This window comes from Massilia sp. WG5, from assembly GCF_001412595.2.
Taxonomy (GTDB): Bacteria; Pseudomonadota; Gammaproteobacteria; order Burkholderiales; family Burkholderiaceae_D; genus Telluria.
On the sequence record NZ_CP012640.2, the window covers coordinates 788,919 to 808,980 of the forward strand.

The 20,062-nt window shown below is 67.5% G+C and carries 18 protein-coding genes; 8 read left to right on the forward strand and 10 right to left on the reverse strand.

Going from position 1 to position 20,062, the window contains the following annotated elements:
- Nucleotides 1–248: 248 nt before the first annotated feature.
- The 5 genes from AM586_RS03410 to cqsA form a co-directional block, all read right to left on the reverse strand.
- Nucleotides 249–1,055, reverse strand: coding sequence for a sensor histidine kinase (locus AM586_RS03410; protein ID WP_082439622.1), 807 nt, complete (start codon nt 1,053–1,055; stop codon nt 249–251).
- A 361-nt stretch (nt 1,056–1,416) separates the two neighbouring features.
- On the reverse strand, nt 1,417–2,937 hold the full coding sequence (locus AM586_RS03415; protein WP_047825758.1) for a fatty acyl-CoA reductase: 1,521 nt from the start codon (nt 2,935–2,937) through the stop codon (nt 1,417–1,419).
- Nucleotides 2,938–2,940: 3 nt separating this feature from the next.
- Entirely contained in the window at nt 2,941–3,957 is a 1,017-nt protein-coding gene (locus AM586_RS03420; RefSeq protein WP_052234021.1) for a DUF2156 domain-containing protein, read from the reverse strand.
- Nucleotides 3,954–4,673 carry a class I SAM-dependent methyltransferase gene (locus AM586_RS03425; protein WP_257791532.1) on the reverse strand — a complete coding sequence of 240 codons (720 nt, stop codon included), beginning with the start codon at nt 4,671–4,673 and terminating at the stop codon, nt 3,954–3,956. The genes AM586_RS03420 and AM586_RS03425 overlap by 4 nt, the downstream gene beginning before the upstream one ends.
- Nucleotides 4,674–4,735: 62 nt before the next feature.
- The gene (cqsA, locus tag AM586_RS03430) at nt 4,736–5,974 is read right to left on the reverse strand and encodes an alpha-hydroxyketone-type quorum-sensing autoinducer synthase (protein WP_047825756.1); all 1,239 of its coding nucleotides are present in this window, start codon (nt 5,972–5,974) and stop codon (nt 4,736–4,738) included.
- A 184-nt stretch (nt 5,975–6,158) separates the two neighbouring features.
- Between cqsA and AM586_RS03435 the strand changes: the two genes are divergently transcribed.
- Nucleotides 6,159–7,520, forward strand: coding sequence for a sensor histidine kinase KdpD (locus tag AM586_RS03435; protein ID WP_229411202.1), 1,362 nt, complete (start codon nt 6,159–6,161; stop codon nt 7,518–7,520).
- Nucleotides 7,517–8,518: a response regulator gene (locus AM586_RS03440; RefSeq protein WP_047825755.1), complete on the forward strand. Its 1,002-nt coding sequence runs from the start codon at nt 7,517–7,519 to the stop codon at nt 8,516–8,518. Before AM586_RS03435 ends, AM586_RS03440 begins: the two co-directional genes overlap by 4 nt.
- 112 nt (nt 8,519–8,630) lie before the next feature.
- Here the strand turns inward: AM586_RS03440 and AM586_RS03445 are convergent, their stop codons facing one another.
- Nucleotides 8,631–9,530, reverse strand: coding sequence for a DMT family transporter (locus AM586_RS03445; RefSeq protein ID WP_047825754.1), 900 nt, complete (start codon nt 9,528–9,530; stop codon nt 8,631–8,633).
- A gap of 205 nt (nt 9,531–9,735) precedes the next feature.
- On the opposite strand from AM586_RS03445, the gene zwf reads away from it, so the two are divergent.
- A complete protein-coding gene (zwf, locus tag AM586_RS03450; RefSeq protein ID WP_047825753.1) occupies nt 9,736–11,202 on the forward strand; it encodes a glucose-6-phosphate dehydrogenase in 1,467 nt (488 codons plus the stop codon).
- Between the two features lie 38 nt (nt 11,203–11,240).
- Here zwf and AM586_RS03455 read toward each other — a convergent pair whose 3' ends face one another.
- Together AM586_RS03455 and AM586_RS03460 are read right to left on the reverse strand one after the other, a co-directional pair.
- A complete protein-coding gene (locus AM586_RS03455) occupies nt 11,241–13,484 on the reverse strand; it encodes an NADP-dependent malic enzyme (RefSeq protein WP_047825752.1) in 2,244 nt (747 codons plus the stop codon).
- Nucleotides 13,485–13,572: 88 nt separating this feature from the next.
- Nucleotides 13,573–13,872: an antibiotic biosynthesis monooxygenase gene (locus AM586_RS03460; protein ID WP_047825751.1), complete on the reverse strand. Its 300-nt coding sequence runs from the start codon at nt 13,870–13,872 to the stop codon at nt 13,573–13,575.
- A gap of 98 nt (nt 13,873–13,970) precedes the next feature.
- Between AM586_RS03460 and AM586_RS03465 the strand changes: the two genes are divergently transcribed.
- The 3 genes from AM586_RS03465 to AM586_RS03475 all read left to right on the forward strand — a co-directional run bounded on the left by AM586_RS03465 (nt 13,971) and on the right by AM586_RS03475 (nt 16,929).
- Nucleotides 13,971–14,591 (forward strand): flavin reductase family protein, encoded by a 621-nt coding sequence (locus AM586_RS03465; RefSeq protein ID WP_047825750.1) that lies wholly within the window; start codon nt 13,971–13,973, stop codon nt 14,589–14,591.
- 100 nt (nt 14,592–14,691) lie between these two features.
- Nucleotides 14,692–15,537: a universal stress protein gene (locus AM586_RS03470; protein ID WP_047825749.1), complete on the forward strand. Its 846-nt coding sequence runs from the start codon at nt 14,692–14,694 to the stop codon at nt 15,535–15,537.
- Nucleotides 15,538–15,549: 12 nt separating this feature from the next.
- Complete coding sequence (locus AM586_RS03475; RefSeq protein ID WP_052234020.1) at nt 15,550–16,929, forward strand: universal stress protein; 1,380 nt, start codon at nt 15,550–15,552, stop codon at nt 16,927–16,929.
- On the opposite strand, the gene AM586_RS03480 is transcribed toward AM586_RS03475, so the two are convergent.
- Nucleotides 16,923–17,297 carry a DUF2784 domain-containing protein gene (locus tag AM586_RS03480; RefSeq protein WP_047825746.1) on the reverse strand — a complete coding sequence of 125 codons (375 nt, stop codon included), beginning with the start codon at nt 17,295–17,297 and terminating at the stop codon, nt 16,923–16,925. The genes AM586_RS03475 and AM586_RS03480 overlap by 7 nt on opposite strands.
- 77 nt (nt 17,298–17,374) lie before the next feature.
- Between AM586_RS03480 and AM586_RS03485 the strand changes: the two genes are divergently transcribed.
- Together AM586_RS03485 and AM586_RS03490 are read left to right on the forward strand one after the other, a co-directional pair.
- Nucleotides 17,375–18,109 (forward strand): lipid-binding SYLF domain-containing protein, encoded by a 735-nt coding sequence (locus AM586_RS03485; protein ID WP_162600517.1) that lies wholly within the window; start codon nt 17,375–17,377, stop codon nt 18,107–18,109.
- Nucleotides 18,110–18,232: 123 nt separating this feature from the next.
- A complete protein-coding gene (locus AM586_RS03490; protein WP_047825744.1) occupies nt 18,233–19,312 on the forward strand; it encodes an alpha/beta fold hydrolase in 1,080 nt (359 codons plus the stop codon).
- A 2-nt stretch (nt 19,313–19,314) separates the two neighbouring features.
- Here the strand turns inward: AM586_RS03490 and AM586_RS03495 are convergent, their stop codons facing one another.
- Nucleotides 19,315–20,055, reverse strand: coding sequence for a sulfite exporter TauE/SafE family protein (locus AM586_RS03495; protein ID WP_109370547.1), 741 nt, complete (start codon nt 20,053–20,055; stop codon nt 19,315–19,317).
- Between the last annotated feature and the right edge of the window lie 7 nt (nt 20,056–20,062).

A 20,062-nucleotide genomic window follows, 5' to 3' on the forward strand; every position in this document is an offset into this window, starting at 1 on the left:
GCGAAATTCTATTTGGACCAATACAGTCGCGTTACGCCAATACCGCTTCAAACCAGTATGGCGGAAGGCTTTTGTCCACACAGGGAGGCAAAGTCTGCAGTTCAGGAGAGGAAACTACGTACGCAAAGGTATGTTTTACGGTAGCCGCAGCTACTGTGCCGACACAAAATGAAAATGGCCGCATTTGCGGCCATTTTTCTATTCCTGCATCGTGATCCACGCGCCCGGATGTTCCCTTGGCTGGAGATTCAGCAAAGCGGTTTCATGTTCCATTCCACACCGATCCTGGTGCCGGTTCCGGCATCGCTGGATATTGCGATGGTCCCTCCCGATGCATGCACCCGGCGTATCATGCCGCAAATGCCCGAGGAAGGCCGACATTCCTGGACCCAGGCCGGAGAAATACCTTCGCCGTCATCCTCGATGATTAGCGTGAGGCAATCATTGCTTTTATAAAAGACTAGCGTGATTTGCCGCGCATCCGCATGCTTCAGGGCATTATTTACTGCCTCCTGCACAATACGGTAAGCCACGATCCGCAGGGCCGAAGGCACATCGCTGTCGCTCACCGCGATATTCGATGCGATCCTCAACTGGGGCTGGGCCTGGCGCGCCTCCCGCAGGATCGAGGAGATGCTGGCCACGAGGCCCAGGTCGTCGAGCATCGACGGATACAGGTTCATGACCGAACGGCGCAACTCGTCGATGGCCTGGCGCGCTCCGGCACACGCGCGTTCCAGCGCCAGGCCCAGCGCGGGCGCAAGCGCATTACAGGCCACGGCCGCGGTTTTCGCGCTGCGCAGCTCGATCGTCAGAATCGTCAGCATCTGCCCCAGGCCATCGTGCAATTCCGAGGCAATCCGGCGCCGCTCATTTTCCTGTACCGCCGCTGCGTAATCGACCCAGTCCATTTTATAGTCCTGCCCGGCTTCCGGCGGATAATCCCTCCCTTTATCGGTTATCGGCAATGTCGATCGGAATTCATGTAGCTGCCCGGCCGAATGGCCAGTCTTAAAGGACATTACATCCGCGAAGTTTATCGAATGATCTCCCATGTTTCTCCCCTTGGCCGTTTTGACATTTTAAGTATCGGTCTATCCGTAAGCTGCGGTTACATATTACTCACATCCGCTGGTCGCGTATGTAGTAAATACGCAATTTATCACCATTATTTTATATAACAATTTCTTCACAATTGATTAAAGAAAACATTTACATTAAAAGACTTTAATACCTCCACCGCTGTTACTTGCGAAGGAAAGCGTGGATGAGAGAAATGAGAATTAGCCGATTTACGCATAAGCGGCAAATGGCATTGACCACCTGTCCGGAAATAGCGACAGGCGTTCGGGTAAATTTATGGAGTGGCCGAAGATTATTGCGCAGTGCGCGCGAGGGCGCTGCGGGCCCGGGTATTCAGGCGGCGGCCTCTGGCTTGGCCAGGGATTGCCGGGCCGGCGCCCCGGCCGGCACGCGGTCGCCCGGCGTCCGCTCTTCCCTGCGCTTGAGCGCATACCGGTTCAGCCCCGCCATGTGCACCCGGCACAGATAGTCTTCCCAGTCGATCAGCCGCGCGTCGACCGGATAGACGGCACGCTCGGCGGCGCCCAGGCGCGCGGCCAGGGCCAGCAGTTCGCCGTTATGGAAACGGTAGCGCGGCTGGGCATAGAAGGAAAAGGTGATCGCCAGCAGGCGGGTGGTGCGCAGCTTTTCCGTCGCCGCAGTCGCGCCGGGCTGGCCTGCCAGGCGGCGCAGGCCGCTCCAGGCCAGCGCGCCCAGCGCCACCCCGGCCATCGCCAGGCGGAAGCGGACATTGCCGACCACCCGGAACCTGTGCTTCGGCTCCTTGTAGAACAGCTTGTCGTAGTGCCGCCAGTTGCGCTTCGCTTCGTCCTGCAGCAGGCGGATCAGGTCGCCGACCAGGATCGGGTTGTTGCCGCCGCTGCAGCACTGGTAGATGCGCTGCCGCGCCGGCGCGGACAGCGCTTCCGCTGCCGCCAGCAGGATCGCGTTCGCGACCAGGTCGGCCGGGATCACGTCGATGATCCCTGCCGGGCGCGCCGGGAAGAAGCTGGTGCGGCCGCGCGCGTAGGCCAGGATCACGGCGTCGGCCACCTTCACGCCCTCCAGCCAGCCGGGCACCGGTCCCTTCAGCGTGCTTTCGATGATCGAGGGCCGCACGATGGTGAGGGGGCGCCCGCGCATGCCCCGCATCGCGAGCTGCTCGCCCATCCACTTGGTGAAGGTATAGGTGTCGTTCCAGCCGTGGCGGTTGGCTTCGCGGATGCCCAGCGCGGTCAGGGCGTCCTCCTGCGCCGGTGAATCCGTGTAGCGCGCCTTGACCGTGTCGATCTTGCGCTGCAGGGCGTCGATGAGCGCCTCGACATCGCCGTGCCCGTCCTTGTGGCCTTCGTCCTCGAAGATGTCGCCGCGCCGGTAGCCGTTCACGTAGCAGGTCGAGACCTGGACCAGAGGCGCATCGGCGGCGCGCGCCAGCTCGCCCAGGTGGCGCAGGCTGAGCGTGTTGATCCGCAGGGCCTGGTCGAGCGGTTCGCGGAAGTTCACGCTGGCGGCGGCGTTGACCACCAGGTCCGTGCGTGACGCCAGTTCGCGGAAGCCATCCTCGCCCAGGCCGAAATGCGGTTCCGTGATTTCGCCGGTGAGGCACTCGATCCGCTCGGCGAAGAAGCTCTCCAGCCACGCGCCGCGCTCGGCGCGCAGGCTGTCGAAGATCGAGGACGACGCCACCTGGCGCTGGAAGCGCTCGCGCGCATTGCCGTCCGGGCCGCCGCGGATCAGGAGGACCACGCCCCCGAGCCCGGGCACGGTGCGGATCAGTTTCTCGAGCACGACCTTGGCCAGGAAGCCGGTCGCGCCGGTCAGCAGGATGCGCTTGCCGGACAGGGCGGCCGGCACGCTCAATGGAGTGATTGTCATGGTTCAGATGATGCGGGTGAGCCGGAACATGGCCGTCATCGCCAGCGCCGGCATGGCGTTGCGGTGGCAGCAGTAGGTCTTTTCGATACGCCCCTGGAAGCGCGACTTGGCGAACTCCAGGCCCTTGAAGTTGTACAGGAAGTCCATCCTTTCCCGGATCGCCGACATCGCCATGCGCAGCAGCCGCGACTCCTGCGGCTCGAGCTCGCCGCCCATCTGCAGCGGCACCAGGCCGAGGTCGACGCAGGGCACGCCCTCCTCCTTGAACACGGACAGCGCATGCGCCATCAGCGCATACCACAGGCCCTGGCGGAAGTTGGCGGACGAGCGCGAGATGTTCGGCGCATAGCCGGCCAGGCGGCCGTCGCGCCAGATCGGGTCGAAGAAGATGAAGCCGACCGCCTCGCCATGCAGGTAGGCGTAGAAGTAGCGCGTGCCTTCGCGGTAGTCGACGATCATCGGCCGGATCAGGAAGCGGATCTCCTTGTCCTTGCAGCGCCGGGTGCGGATCCAGGCGTCCGAGATGCGCCTGACGTCATGGTCGAAGCCGCCCTCCCGGATCTCGATGCCGGCGCCGGCGGCGCCGTTGACGGCGGTGCGGATGATCTGCTTGCGCGCGCCGCGCAGGCTCCAGCCGGCGAGGTCGATCTTCGATTCGCTGCCGAACTGGGTGCCGTAGTAGCCGTGGCGCCCATGCAGGTGGTCGACCACCGCCTTGCTCACCTGGACGAACACGGCGCGCGGGAAGCGCGCGAGGAAGCGGTCGAGCAGCTGTTCGCGCTGCTGGGGCGCGCAGACCGGATCGGCCAGCGCGAACTGCATGCCCCAGTACTGCGCGTAGGCGATGTAGCCGACCCCGGGCAGCTCGAAGTAGGCCATGTCCGGCTGCATGGTCGAGAAGGACATCGGGTGGCTGCCGTACTGCTTCAGGCAGGCGATGCGGTTCGCCAGGCCGGCCTGGACGGCGGTATCGAGGTGGGCGGCGGCCGGCCGCCCCAGCGCGAGGGCGGACTCGCTCATGCGGCCGGCTTTTCGCCCAGCACCGACCAGTAGCAGTTCAGGAGCAGCAGCCTGTAGTGCTTCTGCTCCTGGATCCGCAGCCCCAGCTTCTTCATCCACTCCGGATAGTTGTAGATGTTGTGGAAGGCATTCCCGGCAAACAGCCAGAAGAAGCCGACCGCGCCATACCAGTACAGGGTCTTCACCAGGCGGCTCAGGACGTTCCCGGTCGGGAAGGAGAAGTCGCCGACCACCACCCGCGCACCCGGCTTGCCGAGCCGGATCAGGTGCTGCAGCACGCGCACCATCATGTCTTCGTCGAACACGTTGAGGAAGAAGTTCGCCACCACCATGTCGTAGCGCTCGACTTCCTCGACCTGCATGATGTCGCTGTGGACCTGGCGGATCGGGAGCGCCAGTCCCTCTTCCACGCCCTCCTTCGCCAGGTTGGCCGAGAACTTCTTCAACATGGTCTCGGACAGGTCGACCACGGTGACCTCGGCGCCGCGCTGGGCGGCGTACACGGCATCCCGGCCGTGGCCGACGCCGGCGAACAGCACCCTGTCGCCGGGCTGGAGCCGATCGAGCATCGCGATCTTGCACTTGTGGATGGATTTGCCGCTGTAGAAGGCACTCAGCCAATCGTAGATCGGCCCAACCAGCTTGTATTTGTCTTGCACGCTTGTCTCCTTCGCACCACTTAATAATTTTTTATCAAGCGTAAGCGAAAGCGCCAAACCTCCACGATTTTGTGCCTGCCTTTAGGAGCCAACTTTCTGGCTTTGTGAGTCAGAAGCAATCAATGCACGCGGCGCCGGCGCAGGGTCGAGGTCCAGCTCTCGAGCCCGACCTCCTCGCGCATGTCGGCGCAGGCGGCCAGCAGCTTCACGATCTCGTGCCTGCGCAGGCCGGCGTTGAGGGTCAGGCGCACCAGCGCGCGGTTCTTCGGCGTGGCGGGAGAGCAGAACACGGCGCCCTGGATGCCGCGGTTCTCCAGCGCCTTGCGCAGCACCAGGGTCCGCGGTTCGGTTCCCACTTCGAGCGCGATGATCTGCTCGCTGCCCTCGTCGATGCAGTAGCCGAGCTGTCCCAGGCCGGCGCGCACCTCGTCCGTGATACGGCGCAGCGCGGCGCGGCGCAGATCGGCGCGCTCGACCACGTCGATGGCGGCGTCGAACCAGGCCAGTTCGTGGTTCAGCAGGCAGGAGCTGAAGATGGCCGGCCGCGACTCGGACAGGAAATACGGCTTGAAACGGCTGGAGCAAGTGATGATGCCGGCGCGGCCGGCGAAAGCCTTGGCCAGCGAGGCAGTGCGGAAATGGACGCGCTCCTCCAGCCCGGCCCCGATCACCAGGCCCGCCCCGCGCGGACCATGGGTGCCGAGCGAATGGGATTCGTCGACCACCAGCACGCTGCCGGTCTTTTCCGCCAGCGCCACCACGTCGTGCAGCGGCGCCAGGCTGCCGTCGGTGCTGTACAGGGCATCGACCACGATCACGCCGGCGCCATGCTTGTTCAGCTGGCGCTGCAGGTGATCCATGTTGTTATGCAGGAAGGGTACGGCCCTGGCCCCGCCCAGCGCCACGCCGTCCCACAGCGACGCATGCGCCATGATGTCCAGGTAGACCGGCACGCCCGGCTCGGCAATGCTGTGCATCAGGCCCACATTCGCCGCCCAGCCGGACTGGGCCAGGATCGTTTCCTCGCAGCCGAGGAAATCGGCAAACTTTTCTTCCAGCCGGTGCTGCTGGCTGCCCGCCTGCAGGTAGACAGCCGACATCAGGGCCTGGCCGACGCTGTCCTGCAGGCTGCGGAGCTGGGCGTCGACCAGGCTTTGTTCGCGCGACAGGCACAGGTAGTCGTTACCCGCAAGTATGACTGCGCCCGGCCCCGGGCGCTTCCAGACATGCACGTGTTCGCCGCCCATCAGTTGCTCGATCCGGGTGACATGGTGCTCGTCCATCCTGCGCGCAACGAAGGCGGGCATGTGCAGGGTAGCGCTGCGGTGCAGGGCTTGGGCGGTGCTGATCGTGGTCATATTTTTTCTCCAAAAAAATTTCATTGTGTCCATACACAAGGCATGAGCTCGCCAGTTCGACGCACAATTGACCGAGATCAACCTGGGCTGAGCGATTTCCGTCAAGCTCAACCGAGAATTGAGTGAGATCAATTTCGAATTGACAAGTATCGAACACAGACGGTCCAGGACCGGGAGTTGCCGAGTGAAGAATCTGCTGTACAGGAGTTTTGCGCGCATCAGTGCGCCGATCAGGGCGCGCTTGCAGACGACCCGGCCTGCCATGCTGAGGTGGCTGCTGCGCCAGGAGCTGCAGCAGGAAAACGCCGTCGTACGCCTGCATTTCCTGGCCTGGGTCGGCTGCATCGGCATGCCGGCCTACTACCTCATCTGGACAAGCTGGTTCCCGCAAAAGTTCGAGAGCTTGGACCTGCGGATGTTGGGATTCGTTCTTTGCCTTCCGGCTTTGTTGTTCCCGCGCAAATTCAAGGGAAATTGCTTACGGATTTACGAATTCGTCAGCGTGACCTATGTGATGCCGTTTTTCTTCAGTTACATGTTCTTGATGAACCACGGCTCCGCGGTGTGGGGCGAGTCGCTGCTGCTCTCCCTGATCCTGCTGTTTCAGTTCGACTCGCTGTGGGCGCTCGCTTCCTGCACCACCGGCGCGCTGCTGGCCTGCATCCTGTACATCGGGTTCGGCGATCCGCAGGCCGCCGCCGACGGCTTCCACGCCTTTCCGCTGGTGCTGGAGCAGGCGCCGATCTATGTCTTCACGATCGTGATCGTGGCCCTCACGAAGATCGGGCGGCGGGTGCTGGCGCGCGAAAAACTGGCCGGCATGGCGCAGGCGCTGGGGATGGTGTCGCACGAGCTGCGCACGCCCCTGATCAGCATTTCCGCCAACGTGCGCGGAATCGAGCGCGCGGCCTCCGGCTGGGAGGACGGCGTGCCGGGCGCGCTGGCCCGGATCCGTTTCGAGGTGCGCCACATGAACCAGATGATCGACCTGTTCCTGCTGTCGGCAGCGGCGATGAACCAGCAGATGGCGCCCAGCGAGCGGGTCTGGATGGCCGACATGGTGCAGGCGGTGATCGAGCGCTACCCCTTCGTCACCGAGGAACAGCGCCAGCAGGTGAACGTGGTGGTGCGCAGCGACTTCGCCTTCCTGGGCCGCCAGGAGCTCGGCGCGGTGGTGCTGCTCAACCTGCTGCGCAATGCGCTGAAGGCCCTGCAGCGCGCCGGCAAGGGCAAGGTCCGCATCATCGTCGACGGCGCCCGCAAGCGCCCGCGCCTGCTGCTGATGGACAGCGGCTGCGGGATCCCGGCCAGGCAGCTGCCCTACATCTTCGAGCGCTTCTATTCGTATCCGGCGCATACCGGCGCCGGCATCGGCCTGGCCCTGTGCAAGGACATCGTGCACGCCTGGCACGGAAAGATCCGCTGCCGCTCGCGCGAACAGGTCTACACCGTGTTCGCGATCGAGTTCCCGCCGGCACGGCGCGCGGCCGATGCGCTTTCTCCGCTTTCTCCGCTTTCTCCGCTCTCTCCTGGAGACCCGACATGACGCTCCCGATCTACCAGCACCCGACCATGACCGTCCTGGTCGACGACAGCCCCAGCTTCCTGCACAGCCTGCGCTACCAGCTCGGGCCGTCCTTCCCCAGCATCGGCTTCAGCGACACCAGCGCCGCGATCGCCTGGCTGCGCGAGCACGGTGCCACAGCGGGCGCGCCGGCCGGACTGCTCTCGCCCAGCGTCGACACCTACACGCTGTCGCCCCAGCCCTACAACATCGCCCTGCACGTCGAGGAGGTGTGCGCGATCCGTCGCCGCGCGCAGCGCTTCATGACGCCCTCGGTGCTGGTGGTCGACTATTCGATGCCGGGGATGGACGGCATCGAGTTCTGCGAAGCCGTGCACGACCTGCCGTGCCGGAAGATCCTGCTGACCGGCGTCGCCGACGAGCGGATCGCCATCGAAGCCTTCAACCGCGGCCTGATCGACCGCTACGTTCGCAAAAGCGACGTCCATGCCCTCGACCGGCTGGAGGCCGACCTCACCGAGCTCCAGGAAGGCTACTTCCAGTCGCAGTCGGCAGCGCTGCGCATGCTGCTCTCGCTGCACGACTTCAGCTTCGTCAACGACCCGGCGATCTGCGGCCTGGTGCGCGAGCTCGGCGCGCGCCACAAGATCGTCGAACACTATCTGTACAAGGCCCCGCCGGGCTTCCTGATGTATGACCGCGACGCCCGCCCCTGGCTGCTGGCGGTCGAGACCGAGCAGAGCATGAACGCCCAGTTCGAGATCGCGCTCGACGGCGGCGCCCCGGCCTCGCTGCTGGAGGCGCTCGAACAGCGCCGCGTGGTGCCGAACTTCAGCGACGGCGACGGCATGTACTCGCTGGTGCGGCACAAGGAATGGCACCGCTTCACCGCGCCCGCCCAGACCTGCCACGGCCGCGAACTGTATTACTGGGCCATGTTCGCGCTCGATCCGGAGCTCCTGGAGGGGCCAGTGGAGTCCTTTGCGGCCTTCCTGCGCCGGCATCCCGGGAGCGCCTGATCCGGAACGCCGGCCCCCCCCACGCTGTCGGCTGGCTTCTGTTCCTTGCCTGGCCATTGTCGGTTAGTTGCAAATACTCGAAAGGCCGCCGGGGCCCATGACGGCCCCGGATTCACCTGCGTCCCGCCGTGCGCCCGGTCCTCGGCCCTTCGCGCCCGCCGAGCACCAGCCCGATCCCGCCCAGGATCGCCAGCGCCGCAATGCCAAGCCGCAGCGTGAAGGCCTCGCCCAGCAGCAGCGTCCCGCCCACGGCCGCGATCAGCGGCACCGACAGCTGCACCGCCGCCGCCCGCATCGCCGTCAGGCGGCGCAGCGCCGCATACCACACCACATAGCCCAACCCGGACGTGATCGCACCGGAGGCGATCGCCAGCCCCACCCCGCGCGCGTCCACGTGCAGGCGCGGCGCGAAGGCCAGCGCCAGCAGCACGCCCATCGGCGCGGCGCGGATGAAGCCGGCGGCGCTGGCGGCCAGCGGATCGGCCGCACCACGGCCGCGCAGCGAGTACCCGCCCCAGGCCACCCCGGCGCCCGCCATCAGCACCGCCCCGGCCGGCGAAGGCGCTGCGGCGCCCGGCAGCAGCAGCACCGCAAGACCGCCCATGGCCAGCGCCAGCCCGAGCCAGCCGGCCGGCGCGAAGCGTTCGCCGCGCAGCAGGCCCACGCCCAGCATGGTCAGCTGCACGGCGCCGAACAGGATCAGGGCGCCGGTGCCGGCGGCCAGGGAGACGTAAGCGAAGGAAAACAGGGCCACGTAGGCGAACAGCAGCGCCGCCGAGCGCCAGCCGCCGTCTTCTGCCCGGGGCCGGCGGCCGATGCGCACCGCGCAGGCCAGCACCAGCGCGCCGGCCAGCAGCCGCACCGCGCCGAAACTGGCGGGGTCGATGCGGTCCTGCTGCAGCGCCAGCCGGCACAGCAGGGAGTTGGCGGCGAAGGCCAGCATCGCCAGCGCGGTCAGCCCGGCCGCGCCCAGCCGGGGCCCGGCAGCCTCAGGATCCGCGCGACGGAACATGGTCGAACTCCATTGGACAGCCTCCCGGGAAGATGCTTGAGGATTCCCTAAATCCCGTCCAGATTGTAAGCTATGCGATTTACAAGATAAACGCGCGCCATGCCCTGCCAAAAGCAGGGTGGAACGAGCGCATCCGCCGCCCTTCTGCTACCGTATGGAGCTTGCCGGCTCAGCGCCCACTTCAACTTCTTTGACTGAACACGACATGACCCTCTCGACAGAAACGGATACCGGCCTTCCCCTCGACATGACCATCTTCGGTGGCATGGGCGACCTGGCGATGCGCAAGCTGCTGCCGGCCCTCTACATGGCCTACCTGCACGGCAACCTGCCGGCCTCGACCCGCATCATCTCGACCGGCCGCCAGGAGTACGACCGCCAGGCCTACCTGGCCCACGTGCAGGAGCATTCGCGCGCCTTCATCCTTGAGGACAACTTCAACGAGAAGACCTGGGACGGCTTCCTGCAGCTGCTCGAGTACGTCCGCCTCGACGTCCAGCAGGCCGCGGATTTCAGTGCCCTCGCCAGCGCCTCGCGCCAGGGCGCACAGCGCGTGTTCTACCTGTCGACCGCACCATCGCTGTTCACCATCATCTGCGAAAAGCTGGCGAGCGCCGGCCTGGTCGACGCGAACGCCCGCGTGGTGCTGGAAAAGCCGCTCGGCACCGACCTGGCGTCGGCGATCGAGATCAACGAGGCGGTCGGCAAGCACTTCGGCGAATCCCAGATCTACCGCATCGACCATTACCTCGGCAAGGAAACCGTGCAGAACCTGATGGTGCTGCGCTTCGGGAACTCGATCCTCGAACCGCTGTGGCGCGCGCCGAACATCTCGAGCGTGCAGATCACGGTGGCCGAGGAAGTCGGGGTCGGCAGCCGCGCCGGCTTCTACGACGGCGCCGGCGCGATGCGCGACATGGTCCAGAACCACCTGCTGCAGTTGCTGTGCATCGTGGCGATGGAGCCGCCGACCTCCCTCAACGCCGACGCGGTGCGCGACGAGAAGCTGAAGGTGCTGCGCTCGCTGCGCCGCTTCACCCTGGCCGACATCGCGCGCGACACCGTGCGCGGCCAGTACACCCGCGGCGTCAGCGGCAACCAGGAAGTACCGGGCTACCATGAAGAGAAGAACGTCCCGCCTGACAGCAAGACCGAGACCTTCGTGGCGCTGCGCACCTTCATCGATACCTGGCGCTGGTCCAAGGTGCCGTTCTACCTGCGCACCGGCAAGCGCATGCAGCGCCGCTCCTCGAAGATCGTGATCGAGTTCACGAATCCGCCCTTCCCGCTGTTCCCGGATGCGCCGGGCGGCGTCGCGAACCGCCTGGTGATCGAACTGCAGCCGGAGGAAGCGATCAAGCTGCAACTGATGGCCAAGGAACCCGGCAGCGGCATGCACATGCAGCAGGTCGCGCTGAACCTCGACCTGCAGTCGGCCTTCCAGCAGCGCCGCGCCGAAGCCTACGAGCGCCTGCTGATCGACGTGGTGCGCGGCCGCCTGACCCACTTCATGCGCCGCGACGAACTGGAAGCGGCCTGGTCATGGGCCGATCCGATCATCGAAGGCTGGGGCACGCTGGGCGAAAAGCCGCACACCTACGCCGCCGGCTCGTGGGGACCGGCGGAATCGTTCGCGCTGCTGGCGCGCGACGGCTACAGCTGGGTGGAGTGAGATAGAACGGGAGGGGGCGCCCCCTCCCGCGGCCGTCTTCAGGCGTCGGCCTTGACGTCGGCCACCGCCAGCGCCGTCATGTTGACGATCCGGCGCACGGTGGCGCTGGGGCTGAGGATGTGCACCGACTTCGCCGCGCCCAGCAGGATCGGGCCCACCGTCACGCCCTTGCCGGAGGAAACCTTCAGCACGTTGAACAGGATGTTGGCGGCGTCCAGCGAGGGCATCACCAGCAGGTTGGCGCTGCCTTCGAAGCTGTTCTGCCCGGCCGGCAGGTAGACAGCGCGGATGTTCTCGTCCAGCGCGGCGTCGCCGTGCACTTCACCCAGCACCGCCAGTTCCGGCGCTTCCTTCGCCAGGATCTCGCGCGCCTCGCGCATGCGCTGCGCGGACGGACGCTGCGAGGAACCGAAGATCGAGTGCGACACCAGCGCGACCTTCGGATCCAGGCCGAACTGGCGCAGCTCATCCGAGGCCAGGCGCGTGATCGCCGCCAGTTCCTTGCCGGACGGCTGGTCGTTGACGTAGGTGTCGGTGATGAACAGGGTGCCCTTGTCCAGCACCAGTGCGTTCATCGCCGCCATCACCTCGGCGCCCGGCGCCAGGCCGATGTCGCGCTGCACGTGCGCCAGGTGGCTGTCGTAGCTGCCCTTCATGCCGCAGATCAGGGCATCGACTTCGCCCGCCGCCAGCATCGCGGTGCCGCGCGCGGTCGTGTCATCGCCGCATTCGGCGAGGGTGTAGTCGGCGTCGCGTCGCAGGCGCAGGCCGGATTGCCTGATCGCCTGCTCGATCTCGGCGCCGCGGCCGATCAGCACGGGCTTGCCGAGGCCCTCGTCGACCACGGTCTGCACCGCGCGCAGCACGCGCGGATCCGCGCCTTCCGCATAGGCGACGCGGCGCAGGTCGGAAGCATTGAGCGCGCGCGCCTTGGCGAACACCGGCCGCATGAAGAAGCTGGTGTGGTAGGTCAAGGCCGCGAGCTGTTCGCGGTAGGCGCCCATGTCCTCGATCGGGCGCGTGGCGACGCCGGAAGCCTGGGCCGCGGCGGCCACGGCCGGGGCGATCGCCGCCATCAGGCGCGGATCGAAGGGTTTCGGGATGATGTAGTCGGGGCCGAAGCTCAGGTCCTGGCCGGCGTAGGCGGCGGCCACGGCGTCATTCGCCTCGGCCTCGGCGAGTTCCGCGATCGCGGTCACGCAGGCCAGCTTCATCTCGGTGGTGATGCGGGTCGCCCCGCAGTCCAGGGCGCCGCGGAAGATGTAGGGGAAGCACAGCACGTTGTTGACCTGGTTCGGGTAGTCCGAACGGCCGGTCGCGACGATGCAGTCCGGACGCGCGGCCTTCGCCACTTCCGGACGGATCTCGGGTTCCGGATTGGCCAGCGCCAGGATCACCGGACGCGCCGCCATGGTCCTGACCATGTCGGCGGTCAGCACGCCGGCGGTCGAGCAGCCGAGGAAGACGTCGGCGCCGTCCACGATATCCGCCAGGCTGCGCGCGGAGGTGTCCTGGGCATAGCGCGCCTTGTTGGCTTCCATGTTCGCCTCGCGGCCCTTCCAGATCACGCCGCGCGAGTCGGTGACGTAGATGTTCTGCTGCCGGACGCCCAGGCTGACCATCATGTCCAGGCAGGCGATCGCCGCGGCGCCGGCGCCGGACGCCACCAGCTTCACCGCGCCGATGTCCTTGCCGACCACCTTCAGGGCGTTCAGCAGGGCCGCGCTGGAGATGATCGCGGTGCCGTGCTGGTCGTCGTGGAAGACCGGGATGTTCATGCGCTCGGAGAGCTTCTTCTCGATGTAGAAGCATTCCGGGGCCTTGATGTCTTCCAGGTTGATGCCGCCGACGGTCGGCTCGAGCATGGCGATCGCTTCGATCAGCTTGTCCGGGTCGTTCTCGGCCAGCTCGAGGTCGAACACGTCGACGCCCGCGAATTTCTTGAAGAGGCAGCCCTTGCCCTCCATCACTGGCTTGGACGCCAGCGGGCCGATATTGCCCAGGCCCAGCACGGCGGTGCCGTTCGAGATCACGGCCACCAGGTTGCCGCGCGAGGTGTACTCGGCGGCCATGGCCGGATTGGCGGCGATTTCTTCGCAGGCGTAGGCGACGCCAGGGGAATAGGCCAGCGACAGGTCGCGCTGGTTGGACAGCGGCTTGGTGGCGACGACCTCGATCTTGCCGCGCACGGGGCTGCGGTGGTAATCGAGGGCGTCGGCGCGCAGCTGCGCGTCCTTGCCCGGTTCCTGGATGCCGCTATCGAGGCTGCTTTCGGTGCTCATGGGTTCTCCCTTTGTTTCGAATGGCTATCATGTTCTCAGAAACGGCCGTGCCGCGCACGGGACGGCCTCGAACGGCGCAGCCTGCCGCTCAGAAAGCGTCGTGCGCCACGGTCAGGTGGGTGACGTTCGGGGCGCCGTCGAAGCAATGCCCGACCAGGGCGCGCCAGGCCTGGAAGTCTTCGCTGCCGCGGAAATGCACGGTATGGTCTTCCAGCGTCGCCCACTCCACCAGCAGGCGGTAGGCGCGCGGGTTCTCGACGCCGCGCATCACCCGCATGCCCTGGCAGCCCTGCGCCCGCTTGAACAGCGGCGCGGCCTGGCGCACGCCCTCCTCGAACGCCGCCTCCATCCCTTCCTTCACCAGGATCTCCGCACTTTCCAGCACCATATCGCTTTCCTTTCGTTAGTTTGAATACACAGGATCAGGACGATTATGCCAGTTGCGCCCGGATGCGGTATCGTGACGGTCCCGTTCCAGGAGCCCCCATGACGACAGCGTTTCATTTCTACGAGCCGCGCCACGGCCACGGCCTGCCGCACGATCCCTTCAACGCCATCGTCGGCCCGCGTCCGATCGGCTGGATCTCCTCGCGCAGCCGGTCCGGCATCCTCAACCTCGCGCCCTACAGCTTCTTCAACGCCTTCAACTACGTGCCGCCGATCGTCGGCTTCGCCAGCATCGGCTGGAAGGACACGGTGCGCAACATCGAAGAGACGGGCGAGTTCTGCTGGAACCTGGCCACGCGGCCGCTGGCCGAACAGATGAACCGGAGCTGCGCCGCGGTCCCGCCCGAGACCGACGAATTCGCGCTCGCGGGCCTCAGCCCGGCGCCCTCGCGCGTGGTCGGCGCGCCGCGCGTGGCCGAGACCCCGGTCTCGATGGAATGCCGCCTGACCCAGCTGCTGCAGCTGCAGCGCGCCGACGGCAGCCAGGTGCCGACCTGGCTGGTGCTGGGCGAGGTGGTCGGCGTGCACATCGACCGCGCCCTGCTCAGGGATGGGGTCTACGACACCGCGGCCGGTCAGCCCATCCTGCGCGGCGGCGGCCCGGCCGATTACTTCTCGATCGGCCCCGATCAGCTCTTCAGGATGTTCAGGCCGGGCTGAAGGAATTCCAAGGAATTTTGATCTACATCAAGATCGGTTTTGACAGCGGCAAGCGCTAGGCATACAGTGTCTTTCAGTGCTTCGGGGAGGAACCGAGACCATGTACAAGACCATCCTCATCCACGTCGACGGCGGCGCCCGCCAGGACAGCCGGCTGCGCGCCGCCGCCCTGCTCGCCGTCCGGCACGGCGCCCACCTGATCGGCAGCAGCGCCACCGGCATCTCGTGGATGGACTTCAGCCTGCTGACCGCCTCGATGGCGGCCCCGGTCATCGCCGACGACTACCAGCGCCTGCGCGATGCAGCCGCCGCCCGCCTCGAATCCTTCCGCCTCGCCGCCGAACACCTGGGCGTGGCCGCGCCCGAAGTCCGCCTGGCCGAGGACGATCCGCGCTTTGCCCTGCTGCTGCAGTCGCGCTATGTCGACCTGGTGGTGCTCAGCCAGAACGGCGACGAGGTGCAGGAATCGGGCCTGCCGGTGCGCGTGCGCGCCCTGCCCGAGCACCTGGCCCTGCGCGGCGCCAGGCCGGTGCTGGTGGTGCCCGGCGACTATCAGGGCGAACCGATTCCCGGCACCGCGGTCGCGGCCTGGGACGGCGGCATCCCGGCGCTGCGGGCGATCACCGCGGCCCTGCCGCTGCTGGCGCTGGCCGCCAGCGTCAAGCTGGCGGTCGTCAACCCCGATGCCCTGTCCGAGCTGCACGGCGAACAGCCCGGCGCCGACATCGCGCTCTGGCTGGCGCGCCACGGCGCGCGGGTCGAGGTCGTCGTCGAACGCAGCCGCACCACCGCCGGCGCCGCCCTGTGCGGACTGGCGCGCGACTGCGGCGCCGGGCTGATGGTGGCCGGCGCCTTCGGCCACAGCCGCTACCGCGAATGGATCCTGGGCGGCACCACCCGCGAGCTGCTCGAACGCGCCCCGGTACCGCTGCTGATCGCGCACTGAGGACCCGCGCCGATGACGCCGCGCCGCCCGCCGCAAGCGCCGCCGGCCTACAGCGCGGCGCTGCGCCATGCGCGCCGCCAGCTCTGCAGCCGTCTGGCGCGCTGCGCCGGCGCGCCGGACGAGTGCTTCGTGCGCGAGTACGCGGACATCGTGGCCGAGGTCGAAGCCCACCTGCACCACGAGGAAGTCGTGATGGAAGCCTGCCGCGTGCAGCGGCTGGAGGAAAGGGTGCACGAGAAGCGCCAGGAAAACGCGGCCATCCTCGCCGCCCTGCACCACACGCTGCCCCAGGTCGAGGACGGCGAGCTCGGCATGGCGCGCCGGCTGGTCGCCGCGCTCGCCGGCATCCTGTCCCTGCACCGCATCAGTGCCGACCTGGCCCTGCCGCACCGGCCGCCGGCGCCGGCCGGGCCGCCGCGCATGCGCGGACGGGCGGCGCGCCCGCCCGCACCCATGCCCGCGCGCACGCCGCCGCGCGCCGCGCGCCGTCTCCGTTCCCGCGACGCGCCGGAACGCTTTTCCTTCCCAACGGAGATCCCGATGTCGCTGCAGTCCATCCTGGTCCATGCCGACCTGTCCCGGCACGCGCCGGCCCGCATCCATGCGGCCGCGCTGCTGGCCCGCGAACACGGCGCGCACCTGACCGGGGCCGCCATGATGGGCGTTTCGCGCGCCATCTTCCCCGATGGCTACCAGGAGCGGCCCGGCTCCCTGAGCGCCGCCTGCTTCGACCCGCTGGCGGAAAACGCCCGCCTGGCGCTGTCGCGCTTCGAGGAAATCGCCAGCGCGCTCGGTGTCCCGCACGACACCCGGCTGGTGCCGGACGACGTCGACGACGGGCTGGCGATGCTGTCGCGCTTCGCCGACCTGGTCGTGGTCAGCCAGGACGATCCGGACGAATCGACCTCCGACCGCGTGCTGCGCATGCCCGATTACGTGGTCCTGAACAGTCCGCGCCCGGTGCTGGTGATCCCGCGCGACGCGACGCCGGAAGACGGCCTGGGACGGCGCATCCTGCTGGGCTGGGACGGCAGCCGCGAAGCCGCGGCGGCGATGGGCGCCGCGCTGCCGCTGCTGCGCCGGGCGGACGCGGTGACGGTGGCGATGCTGTCCGGACCCGGACTGGCGCCGGCCGACTGCGCGGCCCAGCAGCAGGAACTGCTCGCCTTCCTGGGCCGGCACCGGGTCCGGCCCGCGGTGCTGGTGCGCGATTGCCGGGCCGAGTATGGCGGCGACACCGGCCGCGCCCTGCTGGCGATGGCGGACGAGCGTGCGGCCGACCTGCTGGTGATGGGCTGCTACGGCCACAGCCGCCTGCGCGAACTGTGCCTGGGCGGCGCCAGCCGCACGGTGCTGGCCGAAGCGCGCATCGCGACCTTGCTGGTTCACTGAGCGGCGCGGCGTCGGGCGCGCCGCCCGATCCAGGCATACAGCGCCGCATTCAGGACCAGCACCCCGACGCCCAGCCCGAGCTGCAGCGTGCGCGTCAGCCCGGGCGGATAGATCAGCGGCACGAGGTAGTGGTCGATGAAGCCACCGCGATAGCCGGCCTCACCTGCCAGCGTGCGGAAAGCCAGCTCGGCCCAGGTCAGCGGGCAGACCGCGCCGGCCGCCTCCACCAGGAAGCCCCAGCCGGCCGCGGCGAGATGCAGGGGCAGCCAGCAGCGCCGGCGCGCCACCAGCAGCGCGCCGAACACGACGAACAGGATGAAGCCGAGGTGCAGCAGTAGAACGGCATCGGCCAACAAGCGGTAGAGCATAGTCCCAATTGAGCGACATCAAACGCGTAGTGTCATACCCACCTATTCTGCCTATGAACCGCAGGAAGGAGAACAACATGCCATCCAGAATCGTATTCCAGCGGACTGCCTGCCTCGGCGTCGCGGCCCTGCTGCTGTCGGGCGCCTACCCGCACGCCACGGCGCACACGCCTGCCGATCAGGACCAGCAGGCCGGGCATGCAGGCGGCAGCGATACCGCCACCCGGCGCCAGCAGGCCGCCGTCAAGCGCATCGGCGACGCGGTCGGTGTGGTCAACGCCATGCTGCAGGAACCCGGCATGCAGGACCTGCTGTCGCGCGCGCGCGGCGTGTACATCGTGCCGACCTACGGACGCGCCGCGCTCGGGGTCGGCGGCGAAGGCGGCTCCGGCGTGCTGATGGTGAGGCGCGCCGACGGCAACTGGGGCAACCCGGCCTTTTTCAATATCGGCGGCGTCAGCGTCGGCTTGCAGGTCGGCGTCGAGGGCGGCCCGCTCGCCCTGCTGCTGATGAACCAGAAGGCGGTCGACCATTTCCGCAACAAGAACAATTTCTCGCTGAGCGCGGACGTCGGCCTGACCGTCGTGAACTATACCCGCCTGGCGCAGGGCATGGCGACCGGCGACGTGGTCGCCTGGTCCGGCCACAAGGGTCTGTTCGGCAATGCCGCGACGCTGGCGATCAATGACATCCGCTACAACCAGCGCCTGAACGAAGCTTATTACGGCAAGGCAATGACGGCGCTGCAGACGATCGACAGCACCGAGAAAAATTCCCAGGCCGATGCCCTGCGCAAAGTGCTTGGAAAGTAGAAATATCCCGGCGTATAAGCACTTGGCCGGCCGCAAATGCGCATGCCGATCGTCCCGTGCGGGGATTCGCACGCGCGCGGCAATGGCGTACATTGCAGTCTTCCTGATTGAGAAGAGACCGCCATGTACGCAACGAACTGGAACACCTTCGGCACCCTCGGTGCCATGGCCCTCAAGCAGATGGACCGCAGCCGCCAGGCGCGCGGCCAGATGCTGGAGCGCGCCGGCTATGGCCCGCAGCCGACCCCATCCACGATCCTGCACAGCGAGCCCGGCCTGAACCTGCGCCGCTTCGGCCCGCAGCACGCCGAAGGCCCGGCGGTACTGCTGGTGCCGGCGCCGATCAAGCGCGCCTATATCTGGGACATGGCGCCCGAAGTCAGCGTGGTGCAGCGCTGGCTGGAGCGCGGCTACCGGGTCTACCTGGCCGAATGGACGCAAGCGGACGAGACCGAATCCGACGAAGGCTTCGGCCTGGCGGGCTACGCCGACCGCCTGCTGGTCGCCTGCCGCGCCGCCATCGCAGCCGACGGCGCCACCGGCAAGCCGGCCATCGTCGGCCACTCGCTGGGCGGGATCCTGGCCGCGATCCACAGCTGCCTGTATCCGGACCAGCTGCGCGCCACCATCCTGCTGGAGTCGCCGCTGCACTTCCAGCCCGGCTCCTGCTGCTTCAACAAGCTGGTGCAGGCCACGCCCGATGCGCGCGAGATCGCCTCGACCTTCGGGCGGGTGCCCGGCGTGTTCCTGAACACCATGAGCGCGATGGCCGAGCCGCAGGCTTTCCAGTGGGAACGATGGACCGACCGCTGGCTGTCGCTGGGGGACCCGCAAGCCCTCGCGACCCACATGCGGGTCGAGCGCTGGACCCACGACGAATTCGCGCTGCCGGGCAAGCTGTTCATCGACCTCGTCGAATCGCTCTACCGCAGGGACGAGCTGATGCAGGGCGAACTCGACATCGGCGGCCGGCAGGTCGGCCCGTCCGCCCTCAGCACGCCCCTGCTGAGCGTGGTCGACCCGCGCAGCAAGCTGATTCCGCCGGCGGCCATGCTGCCCTTCCACGAAGCGGCCGCGAGCGAGCGCAAGCAGGTGCTGCACTACGAGGGCGATGTCGGCGTCAACCTGCAGCACGTCGGGGTGCTGGTGGGCCGCAACGCCCACGCCAGGATCTGGCCGGCGGTGTTCGACTGGCTGGGCTAGTCCTACAAGGGACGCAGGAACAGGCCCACCGTCAGCGCCACGCCGATGCCGACGATGGCCACCCGCAGCGCCTTCTCGTTGACCCGGTGCAGGGCCCAGGTGCCGGCCAGCCCGCCGGCGATGGCGCCGAGCGCCAGCACTGCCGCCTGCAGCCAGTGCAGCTCGGGCGACGTGAGGAACAGGACCACCGCCGAGGCGTTCATCGCGCCCGCCAGCACGTTCTTGGTACCGCCGGCGTTGCGCGCAGACAGCCCGGCCATGGTCAGCGCCGCCATCATCAGGATGCCGATGCCGCCGCCGAAATAGCCGCCGTAGACCGCAATCACGAACTGCGCGGCGCCGGTGCTGAAGGGGCCGAGGTGCGCCGCCTTCTCGGCCGAGCCCTTGCGGAAGAAGCTGCCCCAGGTGAACAAGGCAGTGGCGAACAGCACCAGCCACGGCACCAGGCGCGCGAACACCTTGGGCGAGGTATGCAGCAGCAGGAGGCCGCCGGCCGCGCCGCCGAGGATGCTCAGGATGAACAGCGCGCGGAAGGACAGCCCGGCCGCGCCGCTCACCAGCTTGCGGCCGGCGTAGCCCGACGCGATCTGGCCGGGAAACAGCGCCACCGTCGAGGTGATGTTCGCGGCCAGCGGCGACATCCCGGACAGGATCAGCGCCGGCAGCGTGACGAAGGAGCCGCCCCCGGCGAGGGTGTTCTGTATGCCGGCCCAGACGCCGGCGAGGAAGATCAGCAGGAACAGCATCGCG

Bases quoted from the DNA above. Each gene is read 5' to 3' on its own strand.
- AM586_RS03410 (WP_082439622.1), bottom strand. From the start codon at position 1,055: ATGGGAGATCATTCGATAAACTTCGCGGATGTAATGTCCTTTAAGACT.
- AM586_RS03415 (WP_047825758.1), bottom strand. From the start codon at position 2,937: ATGACAATCACTCCATTGAGCGTGCCGGCCGCCCTGTCCGGCAAGCGC.
- AM586_RS03420 (WP_052234021.1), bottom strand. From the start codon at position 3,957: ATGAGCGAGTCCGCCCTCGCGCTGGGGCGGCCGGCCGCCGCCCACCTC.
- cqsA (WP_047825756.1), bottom strand. From the start codon at position 5,974: ATGACCACGATCAGCACCGCCCAAGCCCTGCACCGCAGCGCTACCCTG.
- AM586_RS03440 (WP_047825755.1), top strand. From the start codon at position 7,517: ATGACGCTCCCGATCTACCAGCACCCGACCATGACCGTCCTGGTCGAC.
- AM586_RS03445 (WP_047825754.1), bottom strand. From the start codon at position 9,530: ATGTTCCGTCGCGCGGATCCTGAGGCTGCCGGGCCCCGGCTGGGCGCG.
- zwf (WP_047825753.1), top strand. From the start codon at position 9,736: ATGACCCTCTCGACAGAAACGGATACCGGCCTTCCCCTCGACATGACC.
- AM586_RS03455 (WP_047825752.1), bottom strand. From the start codon at position 13,484: ATGAGCACCGAAAGCAGCCTCGATAGCGGCATCCAGGAACCGGGCAAG.
- AM586_RS03460 (WP_047825751.1), bottom strand. From the start codon at position 13,872: ATGGTGCTGGAAAGTGCGGAGATCCTGGTGAAGGAAGGGATGGAGGCG.
- AM586_RS03465 (WP_047825750.1), top strand. From the start codon at position 13,971: ATGACGACAGCGTTTCATTTCTACGAGCCGCGCCACGGCCACGGCCTG.
- AM586_RS03470 (WP_047825749.1), top strand. From the start codon at position 14,692: ATGTACAAGACCATCCTCATCCACGTCGACGGCGGCGCCCGCCAGGAC.
- AM586_RS03475 (WP_052234020.1), top strand. From the start codon at position 15,550: ATGACGCCGCGCCGCCCGCCGCAAGCGCCGCCGGCCTACAGCGCGGCG.
- AM586_RS03480 (WP_047825746.1), bottom strand. From the start codon at position 17,297: ATGCTCTACCGCTTGTTGGCCGATGCCGTTCTACTGCTGCACCTCGGC.
- AM586_RS03485 (WP_162600517.1), top strand. From the start codon at position 17,375: ATGCCATCCAGAATCGTATTCCAGCGGACTGCCTGCCTCGGCGTCGCG.
- AM586_RS03490 (WP_047825744.1), top strand. From the start codon at position 18,233: ATGTACGCAACGAACTGGAACACCTTCGGCACCCTCGGTGCCATGGCC.